Annotated in this window: 27 protein-coding genes and 3 pseudogenes; 20 read left to right on the top strand and 10 right to left on the bottom strand. The window is 72.1% G+C overall.

What is annotated here, in order from left to right; translation table 11 throughout:
- Positions 1 to 656 precede the first annotated feature (656 nt).
- From ACFU5F_RS03850 to ACFU5F_RS03830, 5 genes are all read left to right on the top strand, one after another.
- Positions 657 to 1,676 (top strand): trypsin-like serine peptidase, encoded by a 1,020-nt coding sequence (locus ACFU5F_RS03850; protein ID WP_383881462.1) that lies wholly within the window; start codon positions 657 to 659, stop codon positions 1,674 to 1,676.
- Positions 1,677 to 1,725: 49 nt separating this feature from the next.
- Positions 1,726 to 1,953 carry a hypothetical protein gene (locus ACFU5F_RS03845; protein ID WP_383881460.1) on the top strand — a complete coding sequence of 76 codons (228 nt, stop codon included), beginning with the start codon at positions 1,726 to 1,728 and terminating at the stop codon, positions 1,951 to 1,953.
- Positions 1,954 to 2,110: 157 nt separating this feature from the next.
- Entirely contained in the window at positions 2,111 to 3,022 is a 912-nt protein-coding gene (locus ACFU5F_RS03840; RefSeq protein ID WP_383881457.1) for an aminoglycoside phosphotransferase family protein, read from the top strand.
- A gap of 137 nt (positions 3,023 to 3,159) precedes the next feature.
- Positions 3,160 to 3,330, top strand: a complete 171-nt coding sequence (locus ACFU5F_RS03835) for a hypothetical protein (protein ID WP_383881455.1) — start codon at positions 3,160 to 3,162, stop codon at positions 3,328 to 3,330.
- Positions 3,331 to 3,503: 173 nt separating this feature from the next.
- The gene (locus ACFU5F_RS03830; RefSeq protein ID WP_383881452.1) at positions 3,504 to 3,803 is read left to right on the top strand and encodes a hypothetical protein; all 300 of its coding nucleotides are present in this window, start codon (positions 3,504 to 3,506) and stop codon (positions 3,801 to 3,803) included.
- Between the two features lie 75 nt (positions 3,804 to 3,878).
- Here the strand turns inward: ACFU5F_RS03830 and ACFU5F_RS03825 are convergent, their stop codons facing one another.
- Entirely contained in the window at positions 3,879 to 4,532 is a 654-nt protein-coding gene (locus ACFU5F_RS03825) for a maleylpyruvate isomerase family mycothiol-dependent enzyme (RefSeq protein WP_383881449.1), read from the bottom strand.
- A 104-nt stretch (positions 4,533 to 4,636) separates the two neighbouring features.
- Here ACFU5F_RS03825 and ACFU5F_RS03820 point away from each other — a divergent pair, with 104 nt between their 5' ends.
- Both ACFU5F_RS03820 and ACFU5F_RS03815 read left to right on the top strand, forming a co-directional pair.
- Positions 4,637 to 5,077: a MarR family winged helix-turn-helix transcriptional regulator gene (locus tag ACFU5F_RS03820; RefSeq protein ID WP_383881591.1), complete on the top strand. Its 441-nt coding sequence runs from the start codon at positions 4,637 to 4,639 to the stop codon at positions 5,075 to 5,077.
- 32 nt (positions 5,078 to 5,109) lie between these two features.
- Positions 5,110 to 5,796: a 2-phosphosulfolactate phosphatase gene (locus tag ACFU5F_RS03815; RefSeq protein WP_383881446.1), complete on the top strand. Its 687-nt coding sequence runs from the start codon at positions 5,110 to 5,112 to the stop codon at positions 5,794 to 5,796.
- A 68-nt stretch (positions 5,797 to 5,864) separates the two neighbouring features.
- Here the strand turns inward: ACFU5F_RS03815 and ACFU5F_RS03810 are convergent, their stop codons facing one another.
- Positions 5,865 to 6,092: a hypothetical protein gene (locus tag ACFU5F_RS03810; protein WP_383881443.1), complete on the bottom strand. Its 228-nt coding sequence runs from the start codon at positions 6,090 to 6,092 to the stop codon at positions 5,865 to 5,867.
- Positions 6,093 to 6,196: 104 nt separating this feature from the next.
- Positions 6,197 to 6,481: a hypothetical protein gene (locus tag ACFU5F_RS03805; RefSeq protein ID WP_383881440.1), complete on the bottom strand. Its 285-nt coding sequence runs from the start codon at positions 6,479 to 6,481 to the stop codon at positions 6,197 to 6,199.
- Between the two features lie 118 nt (positions 6,482 to 6,599).
- Between ACFU5F_RS03805 and ACFU5F_RS03800 the strand changes: the two genes are divergently transcribed.
- On the top strand, positions 6,600 to 6,839 hold the full coding sequence (locus ACFU5F_RS03800; RefSeq protein WP_383881437.1) for a hypothetical protein: 240 nt from the start codon (positions 6,600 to 6,602) through the stop codon (positions 6,837 to 6,839).
- On the top strand, positions 6,839 to 7,216 hold the full coding sequence (locus tag ACFU5F_RS03795; RefSeq protein ID WP_383881434.1) for a fic family toxin-antitoxin system, toxin component: 378 nt from the start codon (positions 6,839 to 6,841) through the stop codon (positions 7,214 to 7,216). Before ACFU5F_RS03800 ends, ACFU5F_RS03795 begins: the two co-directional genes overlap by 1 nt.
- A gap of 141 nt (positions 7,217 to 7,357) precedes the next feature.
- Here ACFU5F_RS03795 and ACFU5F_RS03790 read toward each other — a convergent pair whose 3' ends face one another.
- From ACFU5F_RS03790 to ACFU5F_RS03775, 4 genes are all read right to left on the bottom strand, one after another.
- Positions 7,358 to 7,531, bottom strand: coding sequence for a CsbD family protein (locus ACFU5F_RS03790; protein ID WP_383881431.1), 174 nt, complete (start codon positions 7,529 to 7,531; stop codon positions 7,358 to 7,360).
- A 721-nt stretch (positions 7,532 to 8,252) separates the two neighbouring features.
- Positions 8,253 to 8,474 carry a helix-turn-helix transcriptional regulator gene (locus tag ACFU5F_RS03785; protein WP_318807719.1) on the bottom strand — a complete coding sequence of 74 codons (222 nt, stop codon included), beginning with the start codon at positions 8,472 to 8,474 and terminating at the stop codon, positions 8,253 to 8,255.
- The gene (locus tag ACFU5F_RS03780; RefSeq protein WP_383881427.1) at positions 8,474 to 8,965 is read right to left on the bottom strand and encodes a DUF2975 domain-containing protein; all 492 of its coding nucleotides are present in this window, start codon (positions 8,963 to 8,965) and stop codon (positions 8,474 to 8,476) included. Before ACFU5F_RS03780 ends, ACFU5F_RS03785 begins: the two co-directional genes overlap by 1 nt.
- Positions 8,966 to 9,056: 91 nt before the next feature.
- Entirely contained in the window at positions 9,057 to 9,614 is a 558-nt protein-coding gene (locus ACFU5F_RS03775) for a hypothetical protein (RefSeq protein WP_383881602.1), read from the bottom strand.
- Between ACFU5F_RS03775 and ACFU5F_RS03770 the strand changes: the two are divergent.
- Both ACFU5F_RS03770 and ACFU5F_RS03765 read left to right on the top strand, forming a co-directional pair.
- Positions 9,596 to 9,709, top strand: a pseudogene (locus ACFU5F_RS03770) (aldolase); the annotation flags it as partial. The gene ACFU5F_RS03775 and the pseudogene ACFU5F_RS03770 overlap by 19 nt on opposite strands.
- A gap of 49 nt (positions 9,710 to 9,758) precedes the next feature.
- A pseudogene (locus ACFU5F_RS03765) lies at positions 9,759 to 10,163 on the top strand (PfkB family carbohydrate kinase); the annotation flags it as partial.
- A gap of 6 nt (positions 10,164 to 10,169) precedes the next feature.
- Here ACFU5F_RS03765 and ACFU5F_RS03760 read toward each other — a convergent pair.
- Positions 10,170 to 11,561, bottom strand: a complete 1,392-nt coding sequence (locus ACFU5F_RS03760; protein WP_383881425.1) for a pyridoxal phosphate-dependent decarboxylase family protein — start codon at positions 11,559 to 11,561, stop codon at positions 10,170 to 10,172.
- Between the two features lie 101 nt (positions 11,562 to 11,662).
- Here ACFU5F_RS03760 and ACFU5F_RS03755 point away from each other — a divergent pair, with 101 nt between their 5' ends.
- The 4 genes from ACFU5F_RS03755 (at position 11,663) to ACFU5F_RS03740 (ending at position 15,925) form a co-directional block, all read left to right on the top strand.
- Positions 11,663 to 12,142, top strand: coding sequence for an Lrp/AsnC family transcriptional regulator (locus tag ACFU5F_RS03755; RefSeq protein WP_383881422.1), 480 nt, complete (start codon positions 11,663 to 11,665; stop codon positions 12,140 to 12,142).
- A 134-nt stretch (positions 12,143 to 12,276) separates the two neighbouring features.
- Entirely contained in the window at positions 12,277 to 13,623 is a 1,347-nt protein-coding gene (locus ACFU5F_RS03750) for a flavin-containing monooxygenase (protein WP_383881419.1), read from the top strand.
- Complete coding sequence (locus ACFU5F_RS03745; RefSeq protein WP_383881416.1) at positions 13,620 to 14,498, top strand: SDR family NAD(P)-dependent oxidoreductase; 879 nt, start codon at positions 13,620 to 13,622, stop codon at positions 14,496 to 14,498. Before ACFU5F_RS03750 ends, ACFU5F_RS03745 begins: the two co-directional genes overlap by 4 nt.
- Entirely contained in the window at positions 14,495 to 15,925 is a 1,431-nt protein-coding gene (locus tag ACFU5F_RS03740) for an aldehyde dehydrogenase family protein (protein ID WP_383881413.1), read from the top strand. Before ACFU5F_RS03745 ends, ACFU5F_RS03740 begins: the two co-directional genes overlap by 4 nt.
- 51 nt (positions 15,926 to 15,976) lie before the next feature.
- Here the strand turns inward: ACFU5F_RS03740 and ACFU5F_RS03735 are convergent, their stop codons facing one another.
- Positions 15,977 to 17,035 (bottom strand): AraC family transcriptional regulator, encoded by a 1,059-nt coding sequence (locus tag ACFU5F_RS03735; RefSeq protein WP_383881410.1) that lies wholly within the window; start codon positions 17,033 to 17,035, stop codon positions 15,977 to 15,979.
- A gap of 154 nt (positions 17,036 to 17,189) precedes the next feature.
- On the opposite strand from ACFU5F_RS03735, the pseudogene ACFU5F_RS03730 reads away from it, so the two are divergent.
- From ACFU5F_RS03730 to ACFU5F_RS03710, 5 genes and pseudogenes are all read left to right on the top strand, one after another.
- Positions 17,190 to 17,330 (top strand): annotated as a pseudogene (locus ACFU5F_RS03730) (transposase); the annotation flags it as partial.
- A gap of 204 nt (positions 17,331 to 17,534) precedes the next feature.
- Positions 17,535 to 18,089 (top strand): hypothetical protein, encoded by a 555-nt coding sequence (locus ACFU5F_RS03725; RefSeq protein ID WP_383881407.1) that lies wholly within the window; start codon positions 17,535 to 17,537, stop codon positions 18,087 to 18,089.
- Between the two features lie 437 nt (positions 18,090 to 18,526).
- Positions 18,527 to 18,949: an ANTAR domain-containing protein gene (locus tag ACFU5F_RS03720; protein ID WP_383881404.1), complete on the top strand. Its 423-nt coding sequence runs from the start codon at positions 18,527 to 18,529 to the stop codon at positions 18,947 to 18,949.
- Between the two features lie 382 nt (positions 18,950 to 19,331).
- Positions 19,332 to 20,378, top strand: a complete 1,047-nt coding sequence (locus ACFU5F_RS03715; RefSeq protein WP_383881401.1) for a histidinol-phosphate transaminase — start codon at positions 19,332 to 19,334, stop codon at positions 20,376 to 20,378.
- The gene (locus tag ACFU5F_RS03710) at positions 20,366 to 22,036 is read left to right on the top strand and encodes an aldehyde dehydrogenase family protein (RefSeq protein ID WP_383881398.1); all 1,671 of its coding nucleotides are present in this window, start codon (positions 20,366 to 20,368) and stop codon (positions 22,034 to 22,036) included. Before ACFU5F_RS03715 ends, ACFU5F_RS03710 begins: the two co-directional genes overlap by 13 nt.
- A gap of 9 nt (positions 22,037 to 22,045) precedes the next feature.
- On the opposite strand, the gene ACFU5F_RS03705 is transcribed toward ACFU5F_RS03710, so the two are convergent.
- The gene (locus ACFU5F_RS03705; protein ID WP_383881396.1) at positions 22,046 to 22,552 is read right to left on the bottom strand and encodes an Lrp/AsnC family transcriptional regulator; all 507 of its coding nucleotides are present in this window, start codon (positions 22,550 to 22,552) and stop codon (positions 22,046 to 22,048) included.
- Positions 22,553 to 22,637 lie beyond the last annotated feature (85 nt).

Here is a 22,637-nt window from a genome sequence, read left to right as displayed (position 1 = left end):
TTCGGGGACAGCCGCCGCTCTCAACGTCGGCATCAAGCCGCTGCCGACTGGCCGGCGATCACCGGGTCCGTCTGTGCTCCCACCTCAACTCCGTTTGCCCACAGGTGACTTGACGTCATCGCGTCGGGCGGCAGGGTCAGGTGTGCGACCAGTCGGAGCAGCGGAACGGTGCTGAAGTGTCAGGAGGGGTGGGCCGCAGAACCCCTCCCCGGACCGGTGACGCCGTTCTGCCGGTCGAACACGAACCGGTCCCGGTCCTCCCATTGCTCCCATCAATGGCATGGACCCGCCAAATATGCCCGGCGTGACTCTCCCGACGTTTCCGTTCATCCGGCCGGTTCGCGCCCGCCGAGCGGGTGACGGACGCCTCGCCCGCCGACGTCGGCCGGCCTCTGTACGAAGCCGTCCGGCACTCCTGACCACGCCTGCGGGAGACGTCCGCGGCGACGGCCGAGTCGGCACGCACCACGGTCGGGCAGGGACGCAAGCGGTAAACCGGACCGGCCGAAAAGAGGGACCCCGCACAGCGGTGAGCAGAGCGGCTGATCTGAGGCTGTTTCGCATGTTCCCGCCCCGCCTAGGTTCGCTGTGCTCCGCACACTGATCGGTCATTCCGTCAGAAACACGCACTCCGACGACTGTCGAAGGAGAAGTTCGTGCGCAGTCTCAGACACTCCATACTTCCGCTGGCCGCGGCCACCGTCCTCGCCCTGATCGGTGCCGGGACGGCCGAAGCGGCACCCGCCCTGGCCGAGGCCCGAACCGGGATCGACGCCCGTGCCGCCGCCGGGAACGACACGACCAGCGTCGACCGGACCGCACGGCTGTCCAACGGGGCCGCGGTCGATTCGGCGAAGGACGCCGCGGCGCTGGCGCGTTACTGGACACCGGAACGGATGGCGAAGGCCATCTCGCTCGACAAGGTGGCCACCACCCCGCGGAAGGGCCTCTCCGAGCCGGCCGGGCCCACCGGGGCGCCCGGCACCGTTCCGTCCGCCCCCGCGCGCTCCAGCGCCGCGTCCACGCGTATCAACGAATCCGCCGCGGTGGGCAAGGTGTTCTTCACCAATCCCAGCAACGGCGGCACGTACGCGTGTTCCGCGAGTGCGCTCAACAGCGGTTCGAAGCAGATGGTCGTCACGGCCGGGCACTGCGTCCACGGCGGCAGTGGCGGCACATGGATGACGAACTGGGTCTATGTGCCGCGCTACCGCTCCGGAGCCCGTCCGTTCGGCACGTTCGCCGCCAAGCAGATGCGCACGTTCAACGCCTGGATCAACAGCAGCGACCTCAGGCGTGACGTCGCGATGGTGACCACCTGGCCGCTGAACGGCAACAAGGTCGTCAATGTCACCGGCGGACACGGAATGAGCTGGAACTTCTCCCGCACGCAGCCCATCACCATCCTGGGCTACCCCGGGAACTTCGACAGCGGGGAACTCCAGTGGGCGTGCACGGGCACGACACGCGCGGCCGCCGATGGAGGCATCGAGCTCCAGTGCAACTTCGGCGGCGGCTCCAGCGGTGGGCCGTGGCTTCGGGAGTTCAACGACTCCAACGGTCTCGGATCCGTCAACGGAGTGATGAGCACCGTCACTTCGACCGGCTGGAACGAGGCAGCCTACTTCGATGACGCGGTCAAGGCGATGTACGACGCCCAGGGCGGCGTCACCTGACAGACCGCACACCCGACCCGACCCCGCACAGTGGACGAGGAGCCCTTCCATGCGTCGCAGCAACCTGAGCCGCTGGGCAGTGGCCGCCGCACTCGTCGCCGCCGTCGTGGCGGTGGCGGCCTGGCGCACCGCGGCCACCGCCTCGGAATCCGAGTCCCGGCCGGACCCGGGAACGACGGCCAACGAAGTACGGCAGGACCCGGAGGGGCTCCGCGACTACTGGACGCCCGAGCGCATGCGTGAAGCCGAGGACGCGCCCATGCCGAAGCGCGACTGAGGGCGGGCCGGTCCGCGACCGGCACGGCACCAGGGTCGCGGGGAGGCGAGGGCGACCTCACCTCCCCGCGATCCGGGGCCAGTTGGCATGATTCTCCCCGCGCGCACACCCCGAGCCGCACCTGCTCGGAGACCGAACCCGGCTACCGTTGCTCCTCATGACAGTCACCGAGTCGGACATCACCGAGGACCTGATCCGGGATCTGCTGCGCGAGCAGTGTCCCGACCTGGCGGATCTTCCCCTGAAGCTCGGAGCACTCGGCTGGGACAACCAGGTGTGGCGGCTCGGCGACGACCTCGGCGTCCGGCTTCCGTGGGCGACACAGACCGCGGACGCGCTGCTCCACAAGGAACACAGGTGGCTGCCCGGCCTCGCCCCGAATCTTCCTCTGCCGATACCGGTGCCCCAGCGCCTCGGCGAGCCGTCCGAACGTTTTCCGCGCCCCTGGCTCGTCACCACCTGGGTCCCCGGCGATCCCGCCGACCACGCCCCCGCCACCCGCACCCCGGACGCCGCCGTCGCCCTCGCCGCCTTCCTCACCGCCCTCCACCACCCCGCCCCCGACGGAGCGCCCGACGGCCGGGACCGCGGTGGCCCGCTGGCCGGCACCGCCGAGAACCTCACCCGGGGACTCGCCTCGGCCACCGAGCTGGGGCTGATCGCGAACCCGGACGCCGTCCGTGCCGTCTGGGAGGACGCCGCGGCCGCACCCGAGTGGACAGGCCCGGGACTCTGGCTCCACGGCGACCTGCACGCGGCCAACATCCTCACCAGGAACGGCACCTTCTGCGGTGTGATCGACTTCGGCGACCTCTTCGCCGGCGACCCGGCCTGCGACCTCGCCGCCGCCTGGACCCTGCTGCCGGACGGTGCCGTCGACCTCTTCCACCAGGCCTACCGGCCGGCCCCGGACGCCGCGACCCTGCGCCGCGCCCGCGGCTGGGCGGTGCTGCGTGCCCTCGGCGGCATCCACATCGGACACGCCGGAGTCCACGGCCGCCCCGGGGGCAAGGCCACCTGGGGTCCACCCGCCCACGCCGCACTGCGACGCCTCACCGCGTCGGCCTGAGCCGCAGGAACACCCACCGGCTCCTCGGAGTCCGTTGCGCGGCACGGCGGATGACGGCTGCGCGTCGTCGGCGGCCGGAGGTCTGTCCCGGCGATACGGGGGCACACGGACGTCACCCGTACGAAAGGAACCGCTCCATGCTGGGTATAGCCGCGGCAGTACTGTTCTTCTTCGCCTTCCTGATCGACGCAGCCGAGATCTCGACGAACGACGTCTTCTCCTCCACGAACGTCATGCTCCTCGGCCTGATGCTCCTGGCCCTGCACGTCGCGGGCATCGGGAGTGGCTGGTCCGGCCGCAGACGCTGACGGAGTGTGAGCCCCGGGGTGGGAGCGGACGCGACGGCGTCCCGCTGCCACCCCGACGCCTGTCCGGACAGACGGTACGGGCGTTCGTGGCCGATGGCCGATGGCCGATGGCGCAAGGCTTTTTGCGGGTGCGGGGCCGGTGATTCCGGGAGGGACGGGGGTACACGGGCGGCATGCCACCGACGAATGATCACCTCCTGCCCTCGCGGGCCGTGCGACAGCTGCGCCGGATCCGCGCGTTCTACGCGACGGCCGTCTCCGTGTGGGCGGCCTTGGCCGCCTGGGAGGGGTGGCAGCATCCCGGCAGCCGGCCCATGTGGGTGTCCGTGCTCCTGTTGGTGGTCTTCACCGGGCTCCTCTCCGTGACCTCCCTGTGGCTGTGGCGGCACCAGTCGGCCGTCGCCACTGCCGCGGGCGAGTCCACCCGTCGTACCGCTCCGAGGAGGATCGCTCGCGCGGAGGGAGCCGCCTAGGTTCCGGTAGGTCCAGGGCGGGTGGGGGGTGTCGCACGTCAGGCCGCCTGGCACGTGAGGCGGCGACGGCGCCGATCACCGGGCCGTGACCCCCTGCCACGGCTCCCCGGCGCGCTCGGCCCATGCGCCGGCCGCCTCCGGGCGGCCGGTGAGCAGCAGGAGCTGGGCCGCGATCGGACCGCGGACCTCCTCGCCGCTCCCGCGCGTCCACTCGATGTCGGTGGCGACGAGCCGGGCCCTCGGCAGGGGCCAGGGACGGGGCGGCATCCGCATGGTCCACACACGGTCGGCGGCGTCACGGGCGGCGGCCAGGGGCATTGGACGGGTCCGGCCGAGCGCGAGCGCGATGTCCTGGCCGTGGACGAGGAGGTCGATCAGCGGCTCCCGAGGAGACGTGGTGGGCGCCAGGCGGCGGGACCCGACGATCGAGCGGAGGTTGGCGACGATCTCGGCCACGGGCAGCGATCCCTCGCGCACGGCCGAATCGTGGATGAGACGGTTCCAGTTGCCGCGGGCCCGGATCATCTCGCGTACGACCTGTCCGTACGAGAAGCGCGCCGCGATGGTCAGATGCGCGGCCACGTCCCGCACGCGCCAGTCCCCGCACCCGGTGCGTGTCTCCCACTCCGTGGGGCTCAGGCCCTCCAGCAGATCGGCCAGGCTCGTCCGTTCCTGGTCGACGATCCGCCAGAGCTCGTCGGTCTTCAGTGCTGCACCCACGGTGATCACCCACTCAAGTGGTAAGATTCTCTGACTAAAGTAGTCAGTGTGTCTGACCAATGTCAAGGAGGGGGAGCGTGGGTGTCGACGAGACCGAGGGAGGTGGGCCGGTCATGGTGAGGGCCGACGAACCCAACACGGGCGTTCTGCTGTTCCTGCCGTACAGGGCTCTGGAGAACCGGGTCTTCGCCGCGCTCGCCGAGGCCGGGTTCGACGACTTCACGCCCGCCCAGGCGCGGGTCATGCAACGCATCGGCCCCCACGGCACCCGCCTCACCGAACTCGCGGAACAGGCCCAGATCACCAAACAGACGGCGGGCTTCCTCGTCGATCAGCTGGAGAAGGCGGGCTATGTCACCCGGGTCGCCGATCCGACCGACAGGCGGGCCAGGCTGGTGTGCGGTGCGGCCAAGGCGAGGGCGGCCAAGGAGGTCGCCGACGCGGTGGTCGCCGAGGTGGAGAGGGAGTGGGAGGAGCACCTCGGCAAGCGGCGGACGAAGCAGCTCCGGGAGGCCCTGCTTCTGCTGCGGGAGATCACGGATCCGTGGCGTTAGGGCCGTCGTCCGGCGGCCCTCAGAATGGTGCGATGGATCATCACTTCGTAGGCATCCCGGAGTTGAGCGGCGTTCCGCGCGTCGCGGTCGTCATCGACGTCATGCGCGCCTTCACCGTGGCCGCCTGGGCCTTCTCGCGCGGCGTCGAGAAAGTCGTCCTGGCCCCGACCGAGAACGAGGCACTCGCCCTGAAGCAACGCCACCCGGGCTGGCTGGCGTTGAAGGACGGGGCACCGGCGGCGGGCTTCGACGCGGTGAACTCGCCCGGCCTGCTCAGGACACGGGACTTCACCGGGCGCACGCTGGTGCAGAAGACGACGGCGGGAACCGTGGGCGCGCTGGCCGTCGCGAACGCACCGCTGGTCCTGTGCGCGAGTTTCGTCGTGGCCGGGCCGACCGCGCGGTTCCTGCGGGACAAGGACATGGGCCCGGTGACGTTCGTCGTCACCGGAGAGGACGGCCGGGCCGACGAGGACCTGGCCTGTGCCGAATACATCGGCCGGCGGATGGTCGAAGACGACGTCGCGCCGGATCCCTACCTACGCCGCGCGAGGAACTCCCGTGCCGCGGCCGACCTCGCCGCCGGTCTGCGGAGCGGCTGGCACCCGGACGACGTCGATCTCTGTCTGGACGTCGACCGGTTCTCCTTCGCGATGATGGCCGGCCGGGAGGAGCGACTGACGGTGCTCCGACCCGTCGTCGCCCCACCCCTCCCATGACACCCTTTACCTCGCGGGGGGTTGGGCATCCCGGGCGGGCTCGGGCCCGGCGGCGCACACCATGGCGGTCACGGCAGCCGGTAGACGGCCTCGCCCGGGTCCGGCCTGACGATGACCCCGTCCTCGGCCAGGGCGCGGAGCTGAGTGCGGGCCGCCTTCTCCGCCGCCTCCCGGTCCTTCGGCTCGTGTCCGGCCACCCGCAGGGCCAGCACGGCACGTCGCGTGTCCCACGTGCCCCCCAGCGCCCGAATCACCGCGGCGAGCGACTGCTTGTGCGTCAGCGGTGTGTCGGTCATCGCATCTCCCCCTCCGGAATCGGTCACAGCATGGCACGGCGAAGCGGCGCCCGCACGGGCCGGTGACCGTGCGGGAGCCGCGCCGAGTATCTCCACCCGACCGCTCAGGACCGCTTCTCGAGGTCCTTCACCGACGTCGGCCCCAACTGCTTGGCACTGGCGTACTCCGGCATCGTCATGGGCTTGTCGAACAGGAAGAACGATTGGTTCGTGCCGGCCGTGAACTCCGTGTACGCGCCCGTCGTGGCGTCGAAACCGTAGTAGGCGTTGCAGGTCGAACCGGAGGTGTACGTGCCGTCCATGCCGGGCTGGGCGAGGACCGCGATGCCCTCGGAGGAGGACTCCACCTTCTCCGTCGGCGTGAGCATCTTGCAACGCGGCACCGGCAAGGCCTTCATGATGAAGCTTTGCCGCTGCCGGCCGCCGGTACCGAAGGCGCCCTGCCCGCGCCGGATGCCCGGCGCTCCCCGCTGTCCGCTCTGCGGTAACAGCTGTTACCATGCCGTCATGGCGAAGAAGCAGCTGGGCGCGCGGGTGGACGAGGATGTGGCGGACCTCGCCAAGCGGCGTGCCGCCGACCTGGGACTGAGCATCGGGGACTATCTGGCCCGGCTGGTGCACGAGGACGCCAGTGGCCTGCGCGCCCGTGGGGTGGAGGCGGCCGCCCGCTTCCTGGCCGAGCACCAGGCGGTCTTCGACGAGGCCGAGGAAGCGGAGCAGGCACCTCGGGGAGCGCGCGCCGCCTGATGGAGCTGCATATCGACGTTCCCTGGATCCTGCAGGTCGCCGAGGCCGCCGGGGCGAACGATCCGGCGCCCGACGACTACGGCGTCCCGATCTCGGCCGTCGCCCGCCACCGTGCCGAGCTGTTCGAGCAGCCCGTCTACGACGGCCGCTACGCCAAGGCCGCCGCCCTGGTGCACACCCTCGGACGGTGCCGCTGGCTGGAGCGGTCCAACATGGCCGTCGCCGCCGCCACCGGCGTCATGTACCTCGAAGCCGCGGGGATAACGGTCAAGCCCGCGCGCGAGGACGCCGTCGCCCTCAAGGACCTGCTCCTCGACCCCACCTGTACGGCCGGCAAGATCGCCGACCTGCTGCGGACCTGGCCCACGGCCACCTGACAGGGCGCGACCGCGGCGCCTGCGCCGGCCACGGCGCGGGCGGGCTGCCACTGACGCCCGAGGACCCGTGCGAGACCGTACGGCCGCGCAGAGAGGGACGGACCCCCGCGGCTCGCCGGGGTCCGTCCAGGGTGTGGTTCGTCAGTGCCGGAAGACGTCCTTCGTCTTCTCCTTGGCCTGGCGGGCATCGCCCTTCGCCTGGCCGCCGCGGCCTTCGGTCTCCATCTGCTCGTTGCCCAGGGCGCGGCCCGCCGCTTCCTTGGCCTTGCCCTTGATCGTTTCCTTCTTCGCCTTGGCCTTCTGCTCTCGTGCCACCGTTCATCACTCCCTGACAGGTCTGACCTCGGTGTCACTACGGCAAGTAGCCCTCAGCCCGGCGGCCAAACGCCCACGGCGGGGCGCCTTCGGCCTCGGCGCGTGTCCGAGGGCACCCGGGCTGTCCGGCCCGATGCTGTTCGGTCGGCGGCACGCGGCGCGCGAAGGAGCACTCGTGGCCGCGCTGAGCTCGCTGCTCGCCGGGGTGGCCGCGGCCCCGGGCGGACCGGACGTGCCCGCCGACGCCGAGGAGACCGTGCTCGATGTGCCCGGCCGGCTCGCCGACGGGCGCACGGGAGGGCGGCCGGTCCCCGACGCCCGCCGCTCCTTCCGGCGGAGGACTGCATCGACCGGCATCTGCGCGACCCCGGTCTCGGAGCGCGGAGGTGGCGGGGGCGGTGGGGGTCTCGGTACGGCAGCCGGGGAGGGTTCTCGCTTCCATCGGCAGGTCTCCGGCACGGCACATCACCGAACGGCGCCTGGCGGCGGCACGCCGGGAACTCACCGGTCCCGAGAGACCACGATCGCCGACATCACACACCGCTGGGGGTTCTCCAGCCAGGCCCATTTCGCCCGGTTCTTCCGCTCCCGGTTCGGTGCCGCTCCGGCGAGGCCCCCGTGCGGCGGCGGGGTCGCCGACGCGTCCGGACCGCCCGCCCGGCGCCCTCGGGGGTCCCGGCCGTCCTCTCTGGCCGGGCGCCTCGGGCCCGTACGGTCCACGTCACCCGCCCGCGGTGTCCTCGGCCTCCCAGCGCAGCAGGTCGCCCGGCTGGCAGTCGAGCACCTCGCACAGCGCGGCGAGCGTCGCGAAGCGGACCGCCTTGGCGCGGCCGTTCTTGAGCACCGCCAGGTTGGCCGGTGTGATCCCCACGCGGTCCGCCAGCTCCCCCACGGACATCTTCCGCCTGGCCAGCATCACGTCGATGTCGACGGTGATGGGCATCAGATCACCTCGTCCAGCTCGGCCTGCATCCGCGTGGCCGCGACGTCGCGCGCGACGGCCTGGGCGAGCAGCATCCGCAGGACCAGCACCAGGAGCGCGACCCCGAGGATGGCCACGCCGACACCGGCCATGATGACGGTGACGCCCGGGTCCTCCCGCTGGCCCGGCGCGTTCAGGGCCGTGACGGCGAACCACATCAGCGAAGCGGCCACGATCGCTCCGATCACGGCGTCCACGTACCGGAAGGCGGCGTGGGAGAACACGGTGCCGCGGCGCACCATCGTCACCAGCCGCCAGACGCAGACCAGGACGACCTGGGCCGCCACCATGCCCAGGACCGTGATCACGCGCAGCGGGGTCAGCGGGAGCGATCCGTCCTCCGGGTCGTTGCCGCTGACCAGCGTCCACACCATCGACACCTGTACGAACACGGTGCCGACGAGCACCACCACGAGCACGGCGCGCAGCGCACCCACGGTCAGCTTTCCCATGACCTGTCCTTCCATCGAGTTGCGATGGGAATCTATCGAATCTCGATAGGTTGGGCAAGGGTGGGAGAGGGGATCCGGGATGTCGCCGCCGTCAGGGTGCGGTGACGCGGGCGTTGACCCGTCGCATCCAGTCGCGGTCGGTGTGCCACACGGGGTGGTGCGGGGCCGCGTCGGAGGTCAGGACGACGCCCTGGAAGCCCGCGGCGAGGCAGCGGTCGACGACGAACGCGGCGATGTCATTGCCGACGGCGTCCTCCTCGAAGCGGGTCAGCAGCGGGATGTACCCCACGACCCCCTCGCCGAGGACGGCCGGGATGCCGCGGCGGGCGGCGAACTCGGCGACGGGGTCGACCCACGAGGCCGGCGTCTCCCGCATGGCCTGCCGGTGTGCGGCGTAGTTCTCGTAGAGCCACAGGTCCCAGCGGTCGGGGTCGACCCGGTCGTGCGCGTAGAACAGTTCGCGCGGGATGCCGGTGGCGGCCAGGCGCCAGGGCTCGTCGGGCTGGAAGTCGGCGAGGGCGGGTGCGTCGGGGCGCAGCATGGCGGCCAGTTCGGGGGTGGGCCAGATGGTCGTCCCGGGGGCGGCTTCGGTGCCGCGGCCGAGTCCGACCGCCCCGTACAGCGATGGGCGCCCTCGCCGTCGGCTCACCCCTGGTCGGGGACGCGGCCGACGGTGGCGACCTGGAGCCACTGCGCGCCCGCGCGGCCGAGTTCCGCGAGGTGACCGGGGGAGAGGCGCCGTGACGGCACCGGCAGACCTGAACGGCCCGAGGTCGTCGCGTTCGGCGAGACGATGGCGGCTTCCGCGCCCACGGCGCACTACGGCTCGGCGGCAGCCTCGGACTGTCCGTCGCGGGCGCCGAGTCCAACGTCGCCATCGGCCTCGCCCGGCTCGGACACCGGGTGAGCTGGGCCGGCCGGGTCGGCGCCGACGAACTCGGCGCGCTCGTCCTGCGCACCCTGCGCGCCGAGGGCGTCGACACCGGCCACGCGAGCACGGACGACACCGGCCGCCTCACGGGACTGCTGATCACCGAACCCCGCATCGGCACGCTCACCCGGGTCCAGCCACTACCGTGCCGGATCCGCAGGGTCGGCCCTCACCCCGGCCGAGGTCCTGCCCGCACTGACTCCGGGCCCTCGCATCCTGCATCTGACCGGCATCACACCGGCGCTCAGCGCGCCGGCGGCCGAGGCGGGCCGGCTAGCGAAGTGTGTCGAGCGTGCGGATGACGTCCTCGGCGTCGGTGTCCGGGTTGACGAAGGCCAGGCGCAGCACCGTGGCGCCGTTCCACAGCGTCGGCACGCACAGCATCGTGCCCGTCTCGGCGGCCCGGGCGGACCAGGCCGCGTACTCGCTCGGACTCCAGCCCGGCCGGTCGAAGAGGACGACGGACAGCTCGGGCTCGAGGGCCAGCCGCAGGTGATCGGCGGCGCGCACGGCATCGGCGACCAGACGGCTGGTGGTGAGCGTCCGCTCCACGGCGTGCGTGTACCGGTCGGTGCCGTGGACGGCCAGGCTGAACCAGAACGGCAGACCACGGGCCCGGCGGCTCAGGTGCAGGGCCAGGTCCGCCGGGTTGTGGGCATCGCGGTCGATGGCGTCCAGATAGCTCGCCGACTGACTGTGCGCGGCGCGAGCCGTGGCCGGGTCCCGGTAGAGCAGTGCGCAGCAGTCGTAGGGCGCGAACAGCCACTTGTGCGGATCGACGATGAAACTGTCGGCCCGCTCGACGCCGGTGTAGAGATGCCGCACGCTGGGCGCCGCCAGGCCGGCTCCGCCGTAGGCGCCGTCCACGTGGAGCCACACCTGGTGGCGTTCGCAGGCGTCGGCGATGCCGTCGAGGTCGTCGATCAGTCCGGCGTTGGTGGTCCCCGCCGTCGCCACCACGGCGAAGACACCGGTGGCGGACTCCAGAACCGCGTTCACGGCGGATCCGGTGAGGCGACCCCGCCCGTCCACGGGCGCGGTGACGATCTCCACGTCCATCGCGCGGGCGGCGGACGCGACGGAGGAGTGGGCGCTGTCGGCGCACACGATCTTCCAGCCGTCCGTCGGCCGGCCCTGCGCGGCCAGGGCGGCGGCTCGGGCGGTGATGAGGGCCGAGAGATTGCCCAGGGTGCCCCCGCTGACGAAGCATCCTGCCGCGGTGCCGGGCCATCCGAGGAGCCGGGTGAGCCAGTGCAGCGCCTCGTTCTCGGCGTGGATGGCGCCGGCCCCGGACTCCCAGGTTCCCGCGAAGATGTTCGCCGCTCCGGTGACCGCCTCGAAGGCGAGGGCGGCACGCGTGGGCGCCGCCGGGATGTACGCGAGGTTCGTCGGCCCGTTCTGGGCGCGGGTGGCGGGTGCCAGGACCTGGTCGAACAGTCTGAGCACCGCGGATCCGCCCATGCCCCGGGGGGTGATGGCCGCGCCGGCCGCGACGGCTAGGTCCCTGGCGGGGCGGGCGCTCGCCACCGGATCGGGAGCCTGCATGATGCGCCGCCACGCGTAGCCCATGGCGGTCGCCACGACCTCGTCCTCATCGCCCCACAGCCGGTTGTCGACCAGGGGCGCCGCGTGTGTCGGGCTGCTTTCACTCTGAGCTTTTTGCATGGCGAGAACCTAGAAACAGGCTTCTTACTGCGCAATATGTGGCATAAATATTGCGCAGAATGCTCAATCTGATCTGCCAGCCGTGTGCGACGATGGGCATCATGCGACCCGCCGACACGCTCGACGCTCTCGACGCCCGGATCCTCCTCGCGCTCGACGCGGATCCACGGGCCACGACGCTGGCCCTGGCCGACCGGCTCGGTCTGGCGCGCAACACCGTGCACGCCCGCCTCAAGCGGCTCGAGGAAAGCGGCCTGCTGAAGGAGCCCAGCAGGCGCGTGGACCCCGCGGCTCTCGGCTATCCGCTGCTGGCGCTGATCACGATGTCGATCAGCCAGCGGGTGGGCGCGCCCACCAGAGAGGCGATCCTCCGCATCCCCGAGGTGGTCGAGCTGCTCGTCACGACCGGTGACGGCGACCTGCTCGCCCGGGTCGTCGCCCGCGACACCGAGGACCTGCACCGCATCACGAACCTGGTGCTCGAAGCGCCCGGTGTCGTCCGCTCCAACACCACGATCGTCCTGCTGGAGGTACAGCCGCACAGCGTCCGTTCCCTGCTGCGGCGCCACGCCGGCACCTGACCTCCCGCGCCCGCGGGCGGCAGCGGCCCGCCCGTGGCCGCTGTGGTCCCCTCCGTGGCCGCAACGGTCAGTTCCCGGCCGCCGTGCGCTGCGTAGGTTCCCACTCCAGGAGCATCGGAGAAGGGAGCGAAGCGGTGAATGAGGACCAGGACGACACATGCGTGATCGGTGCGGGACCCGCGGGACTGGCGGTCGCGAGGGCACTGGCCGAGCGGGACCTCCCGTACACGCACATCGAGCGCCATACGGGCCCCGGCGGCCTGTGGGACATCGACAACCCGGGCAGCCCGATGTACGAGTCGGCCCACTTCATCTCCAGCAAGACCCTGTCCGGCTTCGGCGGCTTTCCGATGCCGGACCACTTCGCCGACTACCCGCCGCACCGGCAGATCCTGTCGTACCTGACGTCGTTCGCCGAGGCCTACGGACTCCGTGACCGGATCGAGTTCGGCACCGAGGTCCGCGGCGTCGACAAGAACCCGGACGGCGGCTGGACCGTCACCCGGGCCGACGGCCGCGCCAGTACGCACCGGCAGGTCGTCGTGTGCACGGGCGCGCAGTGGCACCCCAACGTCCCCGAGCTGCCCGGCGACTTCAGCGGCGAGATCCGGCACACGGTCACCTACCGCAGCAGCGCCGAACTGCGGGGCAAGCGGGTGCTGGTGGTCGGCGCCGGCAACTCCGGACTGGACATCGCCTGCGACGCGGCGCGCTCCGCCGACCACGCGGCGATCAGCATGCGCCGCGGCTACTGGTTCATCCCCAAGCACCTGTTCGGCAGGCCGGTGGACACCATCGCCGCCGGCGGACCCCACCTCCCGATGTGGCTGCAGCAGAAGCTGTTCGGCGGCCTGCTGCGACTGCTCAACGGCGACCCGCGCAGGCTCGGTCTGCAGAGGCCGGACCACAAACTGTTCGAGACGCACCCGGCCCTCAACTCGCTGCTGATCCACCACCTCCAGCACGGGGACATCACGGCCCGGCCGGGCATCGCGCGCACCGAAGGCCGCACGGTCCGCTTCACCGACGGCACCAGCGACGAGTTCGACCTGATCCTGCTGGCCACGGGATACGTCCACAAGGTCCCGGTCGCGCAGACGTACTTCGGCGACGAGCAGCACCCCGACCTCTACCTGTCCTCCTTCTCCCGCGAGCACGAGGGCCTGTTCGGCGTCGGCTTCGTCGAGACCAACTCCGGGGCCTACCAGCTGTTCGACAGCCAGGCCCAGCTGATCGCCTCCTTCATCCGGGACGCCCGGGCCGGACTGCCGACCGCCGAGCGCTTCGCCCGCAGCATCCGCGGAGACCGGCCGGACCTGTCCGGCGGACTGCGGTTCGTCGACTCGCCCCGCCACACCGGCTACGTCCACAGCGAGGCCTTCGTGAAGTACCTCGGCAAGGTGGCCGGGGACATGGGCTGGCGCACCGCGGGCCGTCCGCCCCGGGCCGCCTCCGACCGGCAGGAAGCGGTGGCGGCATGACGTACGACTTCCACGACAAGGTCATCCTCGTGACGGGCGGGGCCGGCGGCATCGGCAGCGCCCTGTGCCACCGCTTCGCCGCGGGCGGCGCGAGCCTCCTCGTCGTCGACATCGACCGGGCGCGGGCCGAGCGGACCGCCGCCGAGCTGCCCGGGACCGGCCACGCCGGGCTGGGTTGCGACCTGCTGGACGCCGCCGCCGTACGGCGCCTGTTCGACGGCGTCGCGGCCACCCACGGCCGGGTCGACGTCCTCGTGAACAACCTGGGCATGACCAGTGCCGAACGGTTCGACGTGCGCAGTGTCGAGAGCATCGAGCGGGAGATCGACGTCAACCTGGTCGCCCCGCTGGTCACGACCCGGCTCGCCGTCCCGCTGCTGCGGGCCTCAGCCGACCCCCGGGTGGTCACCACCGTCTCCCTGGGCGGGATCTTCCCGCTGGGCGAGACACCGATCTACACCGCCTCCAAGTTCGGGCTGCGCGGCGCGATGCTCGCCATCGGGCTCGACCTGCGGGGCAAAGGCATCCAGGCCGGTTCGGTGCTTCCGTCGGCGACCGACACGCGGATGCTCCGGCAGGAGGCCGTCGACGGCGGGAACTCCCTGCAGTTCCAGGACACGCCCCAGCAGCCCGCCGATGTCGTCAGGGCGGTCGTGAGCCTGCTGGACAAGCCCCGCCTGGAGTCCTACGTCAGAACGGGCGAGTCCTGGCTGGTCCGGTTCGCGATGCTGGCGCCCAACCTGCTGCCCCGGATCTTCCCGCTGTTCCGCAAGCGGGGCGAGCGGGGCATGGCCCGGTATCTGGAGGACCTGCGCCGCAGAGGGCTGGCCCGCCAGGTCGCCGGCGGCCGCTGGGAACTGGTGGAGGAAGCGTGAGCGGCCCGCGGACCACCGGCGTCGAGGCCGGCCTCGACATCGTCAGTCCCACGACGGGCGAACGCATCACGACCGTGCCGGCGGCGAGCGAGCAGGACGTCGTGCTCGCGGCCGAGCGGGCGCACCAGGTGTTCGCGAGCGGTGTCTGGTCCGGCCGGTCCCCGCGCGAGCGGGCCGCCGTGCTCCTGAGCCTGGCCGACCTCATGGAACGCGACGCCGAAACCCTGGCCCGCCTGGACTGCGAGGACGCGGGCAAACCCCTCACCGAGTGCCGCACGGGCGACGTGCCCTCGGCGATCGAGTCGATCCGCTGGTTCGCCGAGGCCGCCGACAAGGTCTTCGGCCGCGTCGCTCCCACCGGCCCCGGCAGCCTGGGCCTGGTGAGCCGGGAACCGGTCGGAGTGGCCGCCGCGATCCTGCCCTGGAACTACCCGCTGGCCATGGCCGCCTGGAAGGTCGGCCCCGCGCTCGCCGCGGGCAACTCCCTCCTGCTCAAACCCGCCGAGGCCACACCGCGCTCCACCCTGCGCCTGGCCGCCCTGGCGGCCGAGGCCGGCCTGCCCGACGACGTCCTCACCGTGCTGACCGGCCACGGCTCCGTCACCGGCAGGGCGCTCGCCCGCGACCCGCTGGTGCGCGCCCTGTCCTTCACCGGCTCCACCGCCACCGGACGCCGCGTCCTGGCCGACGCGGCGGAGACCAACTTCAAGCGGGTCTCCCTGGAGATGGGCGGCAAGAGCCCCCAGATTCTCCTGCCCGACGCGCTCGACTACGGCGACGAACTGTTCGACCACATGATCGAGGCCGCGTTCCTGACCATGGGGCAGAACTGCACCGCCGGCTCCCGCGTCCTGGTCCACCACAGCATCGCCGAGGAGGTGCTGGACCGGTTCACCGCCGCCGCGCGGAGCCTCACCATCGGCGACCCCGCCGACGCCCGCACCCAGGTGGGGCCGCTCATCAGCCGGGCCGCGCTCGACCGGGTCGCGGCGGCGGTGGACGCGGCCCGGTCCGCCGGAGCCCGCATCCACACCGGCGGCCTGCCGCACGGTCTGCCGCCGCACGGCGCCTACTTTCCGCCGACCGTGGTCAGCCGGGCCCCGGCGGGCAGTGCCGTGCTCACCGAGGAACTGTTCGGGCCCGTCGTCACCGTCCAGACCTTCTCCACCGAGGACGAGGCGGCGGGGCTCGCCAATGCCACCGAGTACGGGCTCGCCGCCTCCGTGTGGACCCGCGACCTCGACGCCGCGTTCCGGCTCGCGCGGCGGATCGAGGCCGGGGTGGTCTCCGTCAACGCCTACAGCGAAGGTGACATCACCACGCCCTTCGGCGGCTGGAAACAGTCCGGGTTCGGCGGCGCGGAGAAGTCCACCGACGCGTTCGCGCAGTGGACCAGGGAGAAGACCGTCTGGATCCGCACACGCTGAGGGGCCAGGGCCCTGTCGCCGCGATGCCTCACACGCTGAAGCGCCAGGGCCCTATCGCTGCGACGCCTCGCGCAGCCGGGCCGGGGTCACTCCGTGCCAGCGGTGCACCGCCCGCCGCAGCGCGCGCACGTCGGAGAACCCGGCCCGCCGGGCGACGTCCCGCAAGGTGAGTTCGGGGCGGCGCAGCAACTGCTCCACCCTCTCGCGGCGCACCCCGTCGACGACCGCCTCGTACGTCGTGCCGCACTCGGCAAGCCGACGGCGCAGCGTGCGCTCGCTGGAGGCGTGGCGCCGGGCCTGCTCGACGAAGGACGGCACGTCGGGCAGGCTCTGCGCGATCGAGATCTCCAGCACCTCCAGCAGGTCCTGCTGATCGCGCCGCGCCGCCACCTGCTCGCCCAGGAGTTCCACGACGGCCGTGTAGGTGGCCCGGTCGCGGCCCGGCATCGGCCGCGCGGCCCAGGCAGAGGGGAACACCAGCCGGTTCCCCGCCGCGCCAAAACGCAGCGGACAGCGGAACAGCGCGGTGAAGGGACCGGTGTCGGGCGGGGCAGGGAAGGCGAACTCCACACTCCGCGGGGCGAATTCCGCTCCGGAGCTCAGCCGCGTGAGGGCGACGACACTGGCGAAGGCCTCCTCGGCCAGGAAGACGGCGACGGGCGGATCGAGGGCGGGATCGGGCAGTTCGGCCCGCAGCACATAACCGGCCTCCTCCGCCTCGGCCGACCAGACCACCATCGCCCCGGACAGGTTCTGGAACCGCACGCCCGTCTCGATGGCCTCCCGCAGCGTGTCGGCGGCCATCTGGGCGAACCCCAGCAGCCCCCACGACGTCAGATGCTGCGCGGCGCCGACCCGCAGCCCCAGATGAGCGTCACCGGTGAGTTCCAGCGCACGCCGGATGACGGCACTGCCCTGCCGGTAGGAGACCCGCAGCGCCGCCGAACGCATCATCTCCTCGTCCAGCCCGACCCGGACCAGCTCGGGCCGCAGATCGACCCCGTACCCGTCGGTGACCGGGGTGAGGCAGCGCAGGATGTTCGGCGGAATCGTCGCCGAGGTACTGCGGCTGGTTCCCGGTGACTGCGCCGGGGTGGGGCTGGGAGGCATGGCGTTCCTTGGAACCGGGTGTCACTCGATGGGCACACATCTGAGCACACATTGAAGTGCTCTCCCGGCTGGAGCCGGGAGATTCCTGCTTACCTCGCGGTAGCGGGCTTGACGCGCTGCGCGCGCCTGACGACTGTCCTTCCGGCAGCAGGGACGAGCGCAGTACGACAGCCACGTCCGCCGGTACCTGTGGGGCGGACACTTCTGGTCCGGTTCCTACTTCGCCGGATCGTGCGGCGGGGCACCCCTGACCGTTGTCAAGCAGTACATCGAGAACCAGCAGCGTCCCGTCTGACCGTCACCCCGGAAACACCGAGCACTCCGGCGCTGCCCGCCTCCGGGCCAAGGACGGCCTTCACCCCCGCCCCGAAGGACGGAGCACCGGCCACGATCAGAGGTGGAAGGGTTCTCTCCCGACGCCACGCGGGCGGGGGTGCGGTCCCGAAGCCGTGCCGGGAAACCTTGGACGCCCCGGACGCTCCCGTCTAGGGTTTTGATCATGTTCAAGTCAGGGGTGGGTTTTCTCGCGTTGTTCGGGCTCGGCTGGTGGCTGCTCGGATCGAGCGCGTTCGCGGGGGTGGTGCGGCCGGTTCTGGTCGTCGTCGGCTGTGTCGTCGCGGTGGGGCTGATGTTCGCCGCACGGCGCTTCCTTCCGGCGTCGGCAGGAGGGCCGTTCCCCGCAGGGCGGCGTCGGCGCTTCAACCAGATCAACGGGCTGCAGTGGCTGCTGATCGTCGCCGTCGCCTTGGTCTGCGGTCAGGCCGGGACGCCGGTGCTCATTCCTCCGCTGGTCGCCGTGATCGTCGGGCTCCACTTCCTGCCGCTGGCGGTGGTGTTCGGGCAGCCCCGACTCCGCGTACCCGCGGCCCTGTTGGTCGCTTCCGGGGCCGCGGGCACGATCGTCTGGCTCGCGGACGGTCCGGACGAGACGGTGCGGCTGGTCGTGGGCCTCGCCTCCGCGCTCTCCCTGTGGGCCATGGCGGCATGGACCGTGGCGGGGGCGGCATCCGCCGCCGAACGGGGAGTGGAGAAGGCGGAGTCCGACGGCGCGTGAGGTCAACGTCCTATTCCGCCCGCACGGACACCGAGCGTACCCGTCGACGTGGGCGCCCTGCTTCCCGGAGACCCGCCGACGCGCTCCTGGTGGGGCTCCACCACCGAAGTGCAACACGGAGAAGCCGAGTTGGCGCGCCGCCGGGGGGCGGATCAGGAGCCGCCCCTTGCGCAGGGCTCCGCCCGACGCGCCCGGCGCACGAAATGGCTCCCTCAGCTCAACTGCCGAACGGAGGGAGCCTCGCGCTGATGGGCTCCCGGGAACCGACCTCCGCGTACCAGCGAGGCTACTCCTGCCTCGGGGGCGGCGCGGAGAGGGGTGACCGGGAGATGCGAGCAGGCGGGGTTTGTGGGTAAGAGTGGTGTTGTCGTCCGTGCCTCTGTCCCGGAGGGTGCCGTTCGGACGGGGACCGAAGCCGCCAGGGGAGCGTGATAACGATGGAGGTCCCGCACAGCAGCCGTCCCGAGCCGGCTGAAGTGCGCCATCCGCAGGAGCCGGATGATTCCGCCACCAGGATCAGCAACCTGCAGCGGGACAACGACCACCTGCAAACGGCCATCACGTCGCATGCCGTGATCGATCAGGCGATCGGGGTGATCATCGCTCTCGGTGGACTGCGTCCGCAGCAGGGTTTCGACGTTCTCAGGGACGTCTCCCAGCACACCAACATCAAACTGCGCGAGATCGCCGGTCTCGTCGTCGACTGGGCGCTCACCCGGCACATGTCCGACGAGGTCCACAAAGCGCTCGACGCGGCGCTGACGAGGGCACAGTCGGCCGCAGCGCGCGCGGCTCCGAGTGACGCGACTGCCGGCAGCGGAGATGAGCGGATGACGGACGACGGCCTGCCCGGTTCTTGACGCCGGGCTCCCGCACGGTACGGGTGAGGGCGGGGGCCGTCACGTTCCCCGTCCTCACGCCTTCCACGTTACGCCGTGCGCGCGGCCACCTCCGTCTCCGGCCACCTCCGGCCCCTGCCACCGGCGCCTCCGGCCGCCTCCGTCACGCCGGACCGCCGCAGCGTGACCGTCGCGCACGGCCGCCGCCCCGCAGTCCGTCTCGCGGGGGCATCCGGTACCCACCGGTACAGAGACGGTTTGCCGTCTCGACCGGCGGTCACCGGCGATGTGTCGTCGAATTCCCCGAAGGGTTGAGCGTCTGTCGCCGTGTCTCCACCATTTCCCTGTCACAGGTGCCCGGAGGCACGGTCCCGGGCCTCACCACCGCGGAAGCGAGTCGAGCATGGTGCGTGTCCGTTCCTCCCTGGCGGAGCTGCCCTCCTACGTCCCGGGCCGCAAACTGCCCGGCGCGGTCGTGCTGGCCAGCAACGAGACCCCGTACGGGCTGCTGCCGGGCGTCGCCGGCAGGCTCGCCGAACTGGCCGGTGGTGTGTCGCGCTATCCCGACCTGAGCGCCACCCGCCTCGTGCGGGCCGTCGCCGACCACCACGGAGTCGACCCCGAGCGGATCGCCGTCGGCGCCGGCTCCTCCGAGGTCTGCGGTCAGCTGTTGCACGCGGTCGTCGGAGTCGGCGACGAGGCCGTCTTCGGCTGGCGGTCCTTCGAGGCGTACCCGATCCTCACGGCCGTGGCCGGCGGTACGGCCGTGACCGTGCCGCTGCGCGACCACGCGCTCGACCTCGACGCCATGGCGGCGGCGATCACCTCCCGGACCCGGCTGGTCTTCGTCTGCAACCCCAACAACCCCACCTCCACCGCGGTCGGTGAGCGGGCCCTGCGCGGCTTCGTCGACCGCGTGCCCGAGGACGTCCTGGTGGTCGTCGACGAGGCGTACCGGGAGTACGCCGACCCGGCGCTGGTGCCCGACGCCCTGGCCCTCTTCGGCGACCGCCCCAACGTCGTGGTGCTGCGCACCTTCTCCAAGGCCTACGGGCTGGCCGGCCTGCGCGCCGGATACTGTGTCGCGCCGGCTGAGATCGCGGCCCATGTGCGCAAGACCCAGGTGCCGTTCAGTGTCAGCGCGCTCGCGCAGGAAGCCGCCGTCGTCGCCCTCGGCGAGCGCGCCGAGGTCGCCCGCCGCGCCGCGCTGACCGCCGCCGAGCGGGGGCGGGTGACCGGCCGGCTGCGCGACCTCGGCTTCGAAGTCCCCGACTCCCAGGCCAACTTCGTGTGGCTGCCGCTCGCCGACGACAGCGCCGACTTCGCCCTGCACTGTCTGGACGGACGGGTCGTGGTCCGCCCGTTCCCGGGGGAGGGCGTCCGGGTGACGATCGGGCTGCCGGAGGAGAACGACACCCTTCTCGCCCTCGCCGCGGCGTGGAGAGGCTGACGGCCGTGGGCCCCTCCGCCTACGAGCGGCACCGGGCGCTGCTCCACGACGTCGTCCGAGCCATGGCGGCCGGTGAGTGCCGTCTGCCCTTCACGGCGGCGACCGGACAGGACGCCGCCGACGCGGGCATGCGCTCGACCCGGACGGCCGCGAAGGTCTTCGCCTCCCTGCTGGGCCGGCCCTTCGACCTCGACCAGCCGGGTGAACTGGGCCGGGTGGCCACAGAGTTCTCCCCGTACGGGATCGCCATGGGCGTCGGCTATCCGCACTGCGATCCCGCGACCCTGGTGGCGGCGGCCACGAGGGCGACGGCGGGCTGGCGCGCCGCCGGTCCGGCCGAACGCGCCGGTCTGGCCGTGGAGATACTGCGCCGGCTCAACACCCGCAGCCATGAACTGGCCCTCGCGGTGCACCACACGACCGGTCAGCCGCCGGGGGCGGCGTTCCGGGCCGCCGGGCCGCGTGCCCAGGACCGTGCCCTGGAGGCGGTGGCCCAGGCCTTCGCCGAGTCGGAGCGGGTTCCCGCCGACCTGCGCTGGGAGAGCGTCCGGGGGCGGCGGGGACGGCCGCTGGAGATGCGGGGCACCTGCACGCTGGTGCCCCGGGGGGTGTCCCTGCTCATCGGCTGCGCCGACTATCCGCTCTGGAACGGCTACCCGGGCCTCTTCGCCAGCCTGGTGACCGGAAATCCCGTGATCGTGGCCCCGCACCCGAGGGCCGTGCTGCCGCTGGCGATCACCGTGCGCGTCGCCCGGCAGGTGCTGGAGGAGGCCGGTCACTCCCCGGACATCGTGACCCTCGCGGTGGCCCCGCCCGAGGAGCGGCTGCACCGGCGGCTGGCCACGGACCCGGCCGTGCGGATCGTCGACTTCACCGGGTCGTCGCGGTTCGCCGACTGGCTGGAGCAGAACGCCCGCCAGGCCGTCGTGTTCGCGCAGCGGACCGGCCCGAACACGGTCGTCGTCGACTCCACCGACGACTACCGCTCCCTCGTGCGCGGGCTCGCGTCCTCCCTGTGCCGGTGCAACGGCCGGCTCCGCACCACTCCGCAGAACCTCCTGGCGCCGGCGGCGGGCATCGCGACCGACGAGGGACCCAAGAGTCTGCGGGACCTCGGAGTCGACCTCGGCGAGGCGGTGGACCGGCTGCTCGGGCACCCCGCGCGGGTGGCCAGGCTGGTGGGAGCGATCACCGACGGCACGGTGGCGGCGGAACTGGAGACGGCCGCACGGTACGGCACGGTGGTCCATGCCTCGCAGGCGTTGCGTCATCCCGACCATCCGCACGCCGACGTCCGCAGCCCGCTGCTCGTCCGGCTGCGGGCGCGGGACGAACGGGTCTACGCCCGGGAGTGGCCGGGGCCGGTGGCCTTCCTGGTGGGCACCGACTCCACCGCGCACAGCCTGGAGCTGTTCCGCCGTACCGTGGGCCGGCACGGCGCGCTGTACGCGGCGGTGCACTCGACCGATCCGCTGGTGCTGGCGGTCGCCGAGGCGGCTGCGCTGGACGCCGGCGCGCATCTGGTGCAGAACCTCGCGGACGACCTTCCCGCCGACCCCTCCTCGGCCGCTTCGGACCTCCCTGTCGGGGGCGCGCACTTCGTCACCGGCCGGTTCCGCGTCGTACGGTCCCGGCGGCACGTGGCCGCGGCGGCGTGACCGGCGCGGTCAGGCACCCCAGTCGGCCCCGCGGCCCCGCACCTCGTCGAAGACCAGCCAGGTGCGGGTGGACCGCACGCCCGCGATCGCCTGGATGTTCTCCAGCACGATCCGGCGCAGCAGCGCGTTGTCGGGCGTGCGGACGAGGGCGAGCACGTCGAAGTCCCCGGTGACGAGGGCGACGTGCTCGATGTAGGGGATCTCGCGCAGCTCGCGCGAGATGTCCCGCCAGGCGTTCTGCTCGATCGACATCGTGACGTACGCGCTGGTGCCGAGCCCGGCCCGCTGCGGGTTCAGCTGGGCGGTGAAGCCGGTGACGACCTCGTCGGCCAGCAGCCTGCCGATCCGCGTGTAGGCGTTGGCGCGGGAGATGTGCACCTGGTCGGCGAGGGCCCGGACCGACACCCGGCCGTCCTTGAGCAGCCGGGCCAGGATCTGCCGGTCGACGGCGTCGAGCGGGACAGGGGCGGCAGTTCGTCCGGTCTCCTGGACCGGCGCGGGGAATTCCTCGGACACATTGCTCTCCCGGAACGTTGGATCCGGCAGTTCATCGCCGGTTCCGCCGAAGTATTGAACACATATTCCGCAGTAGCGACCATTC

Source organism: Streptomyces sp. NPDC057438, assembly GCF_042802995.1.
GTDB lineage: Bacteria > Actinomycetota > Actinomycetes > Streptomycetales > Streptomycetaceae > Streptomyces.
The sequence above is the reverse complement of the archived record's forward strand: the minus strand, read 5'-3'. Positions and strand labels throughout refer to the sequence as shown.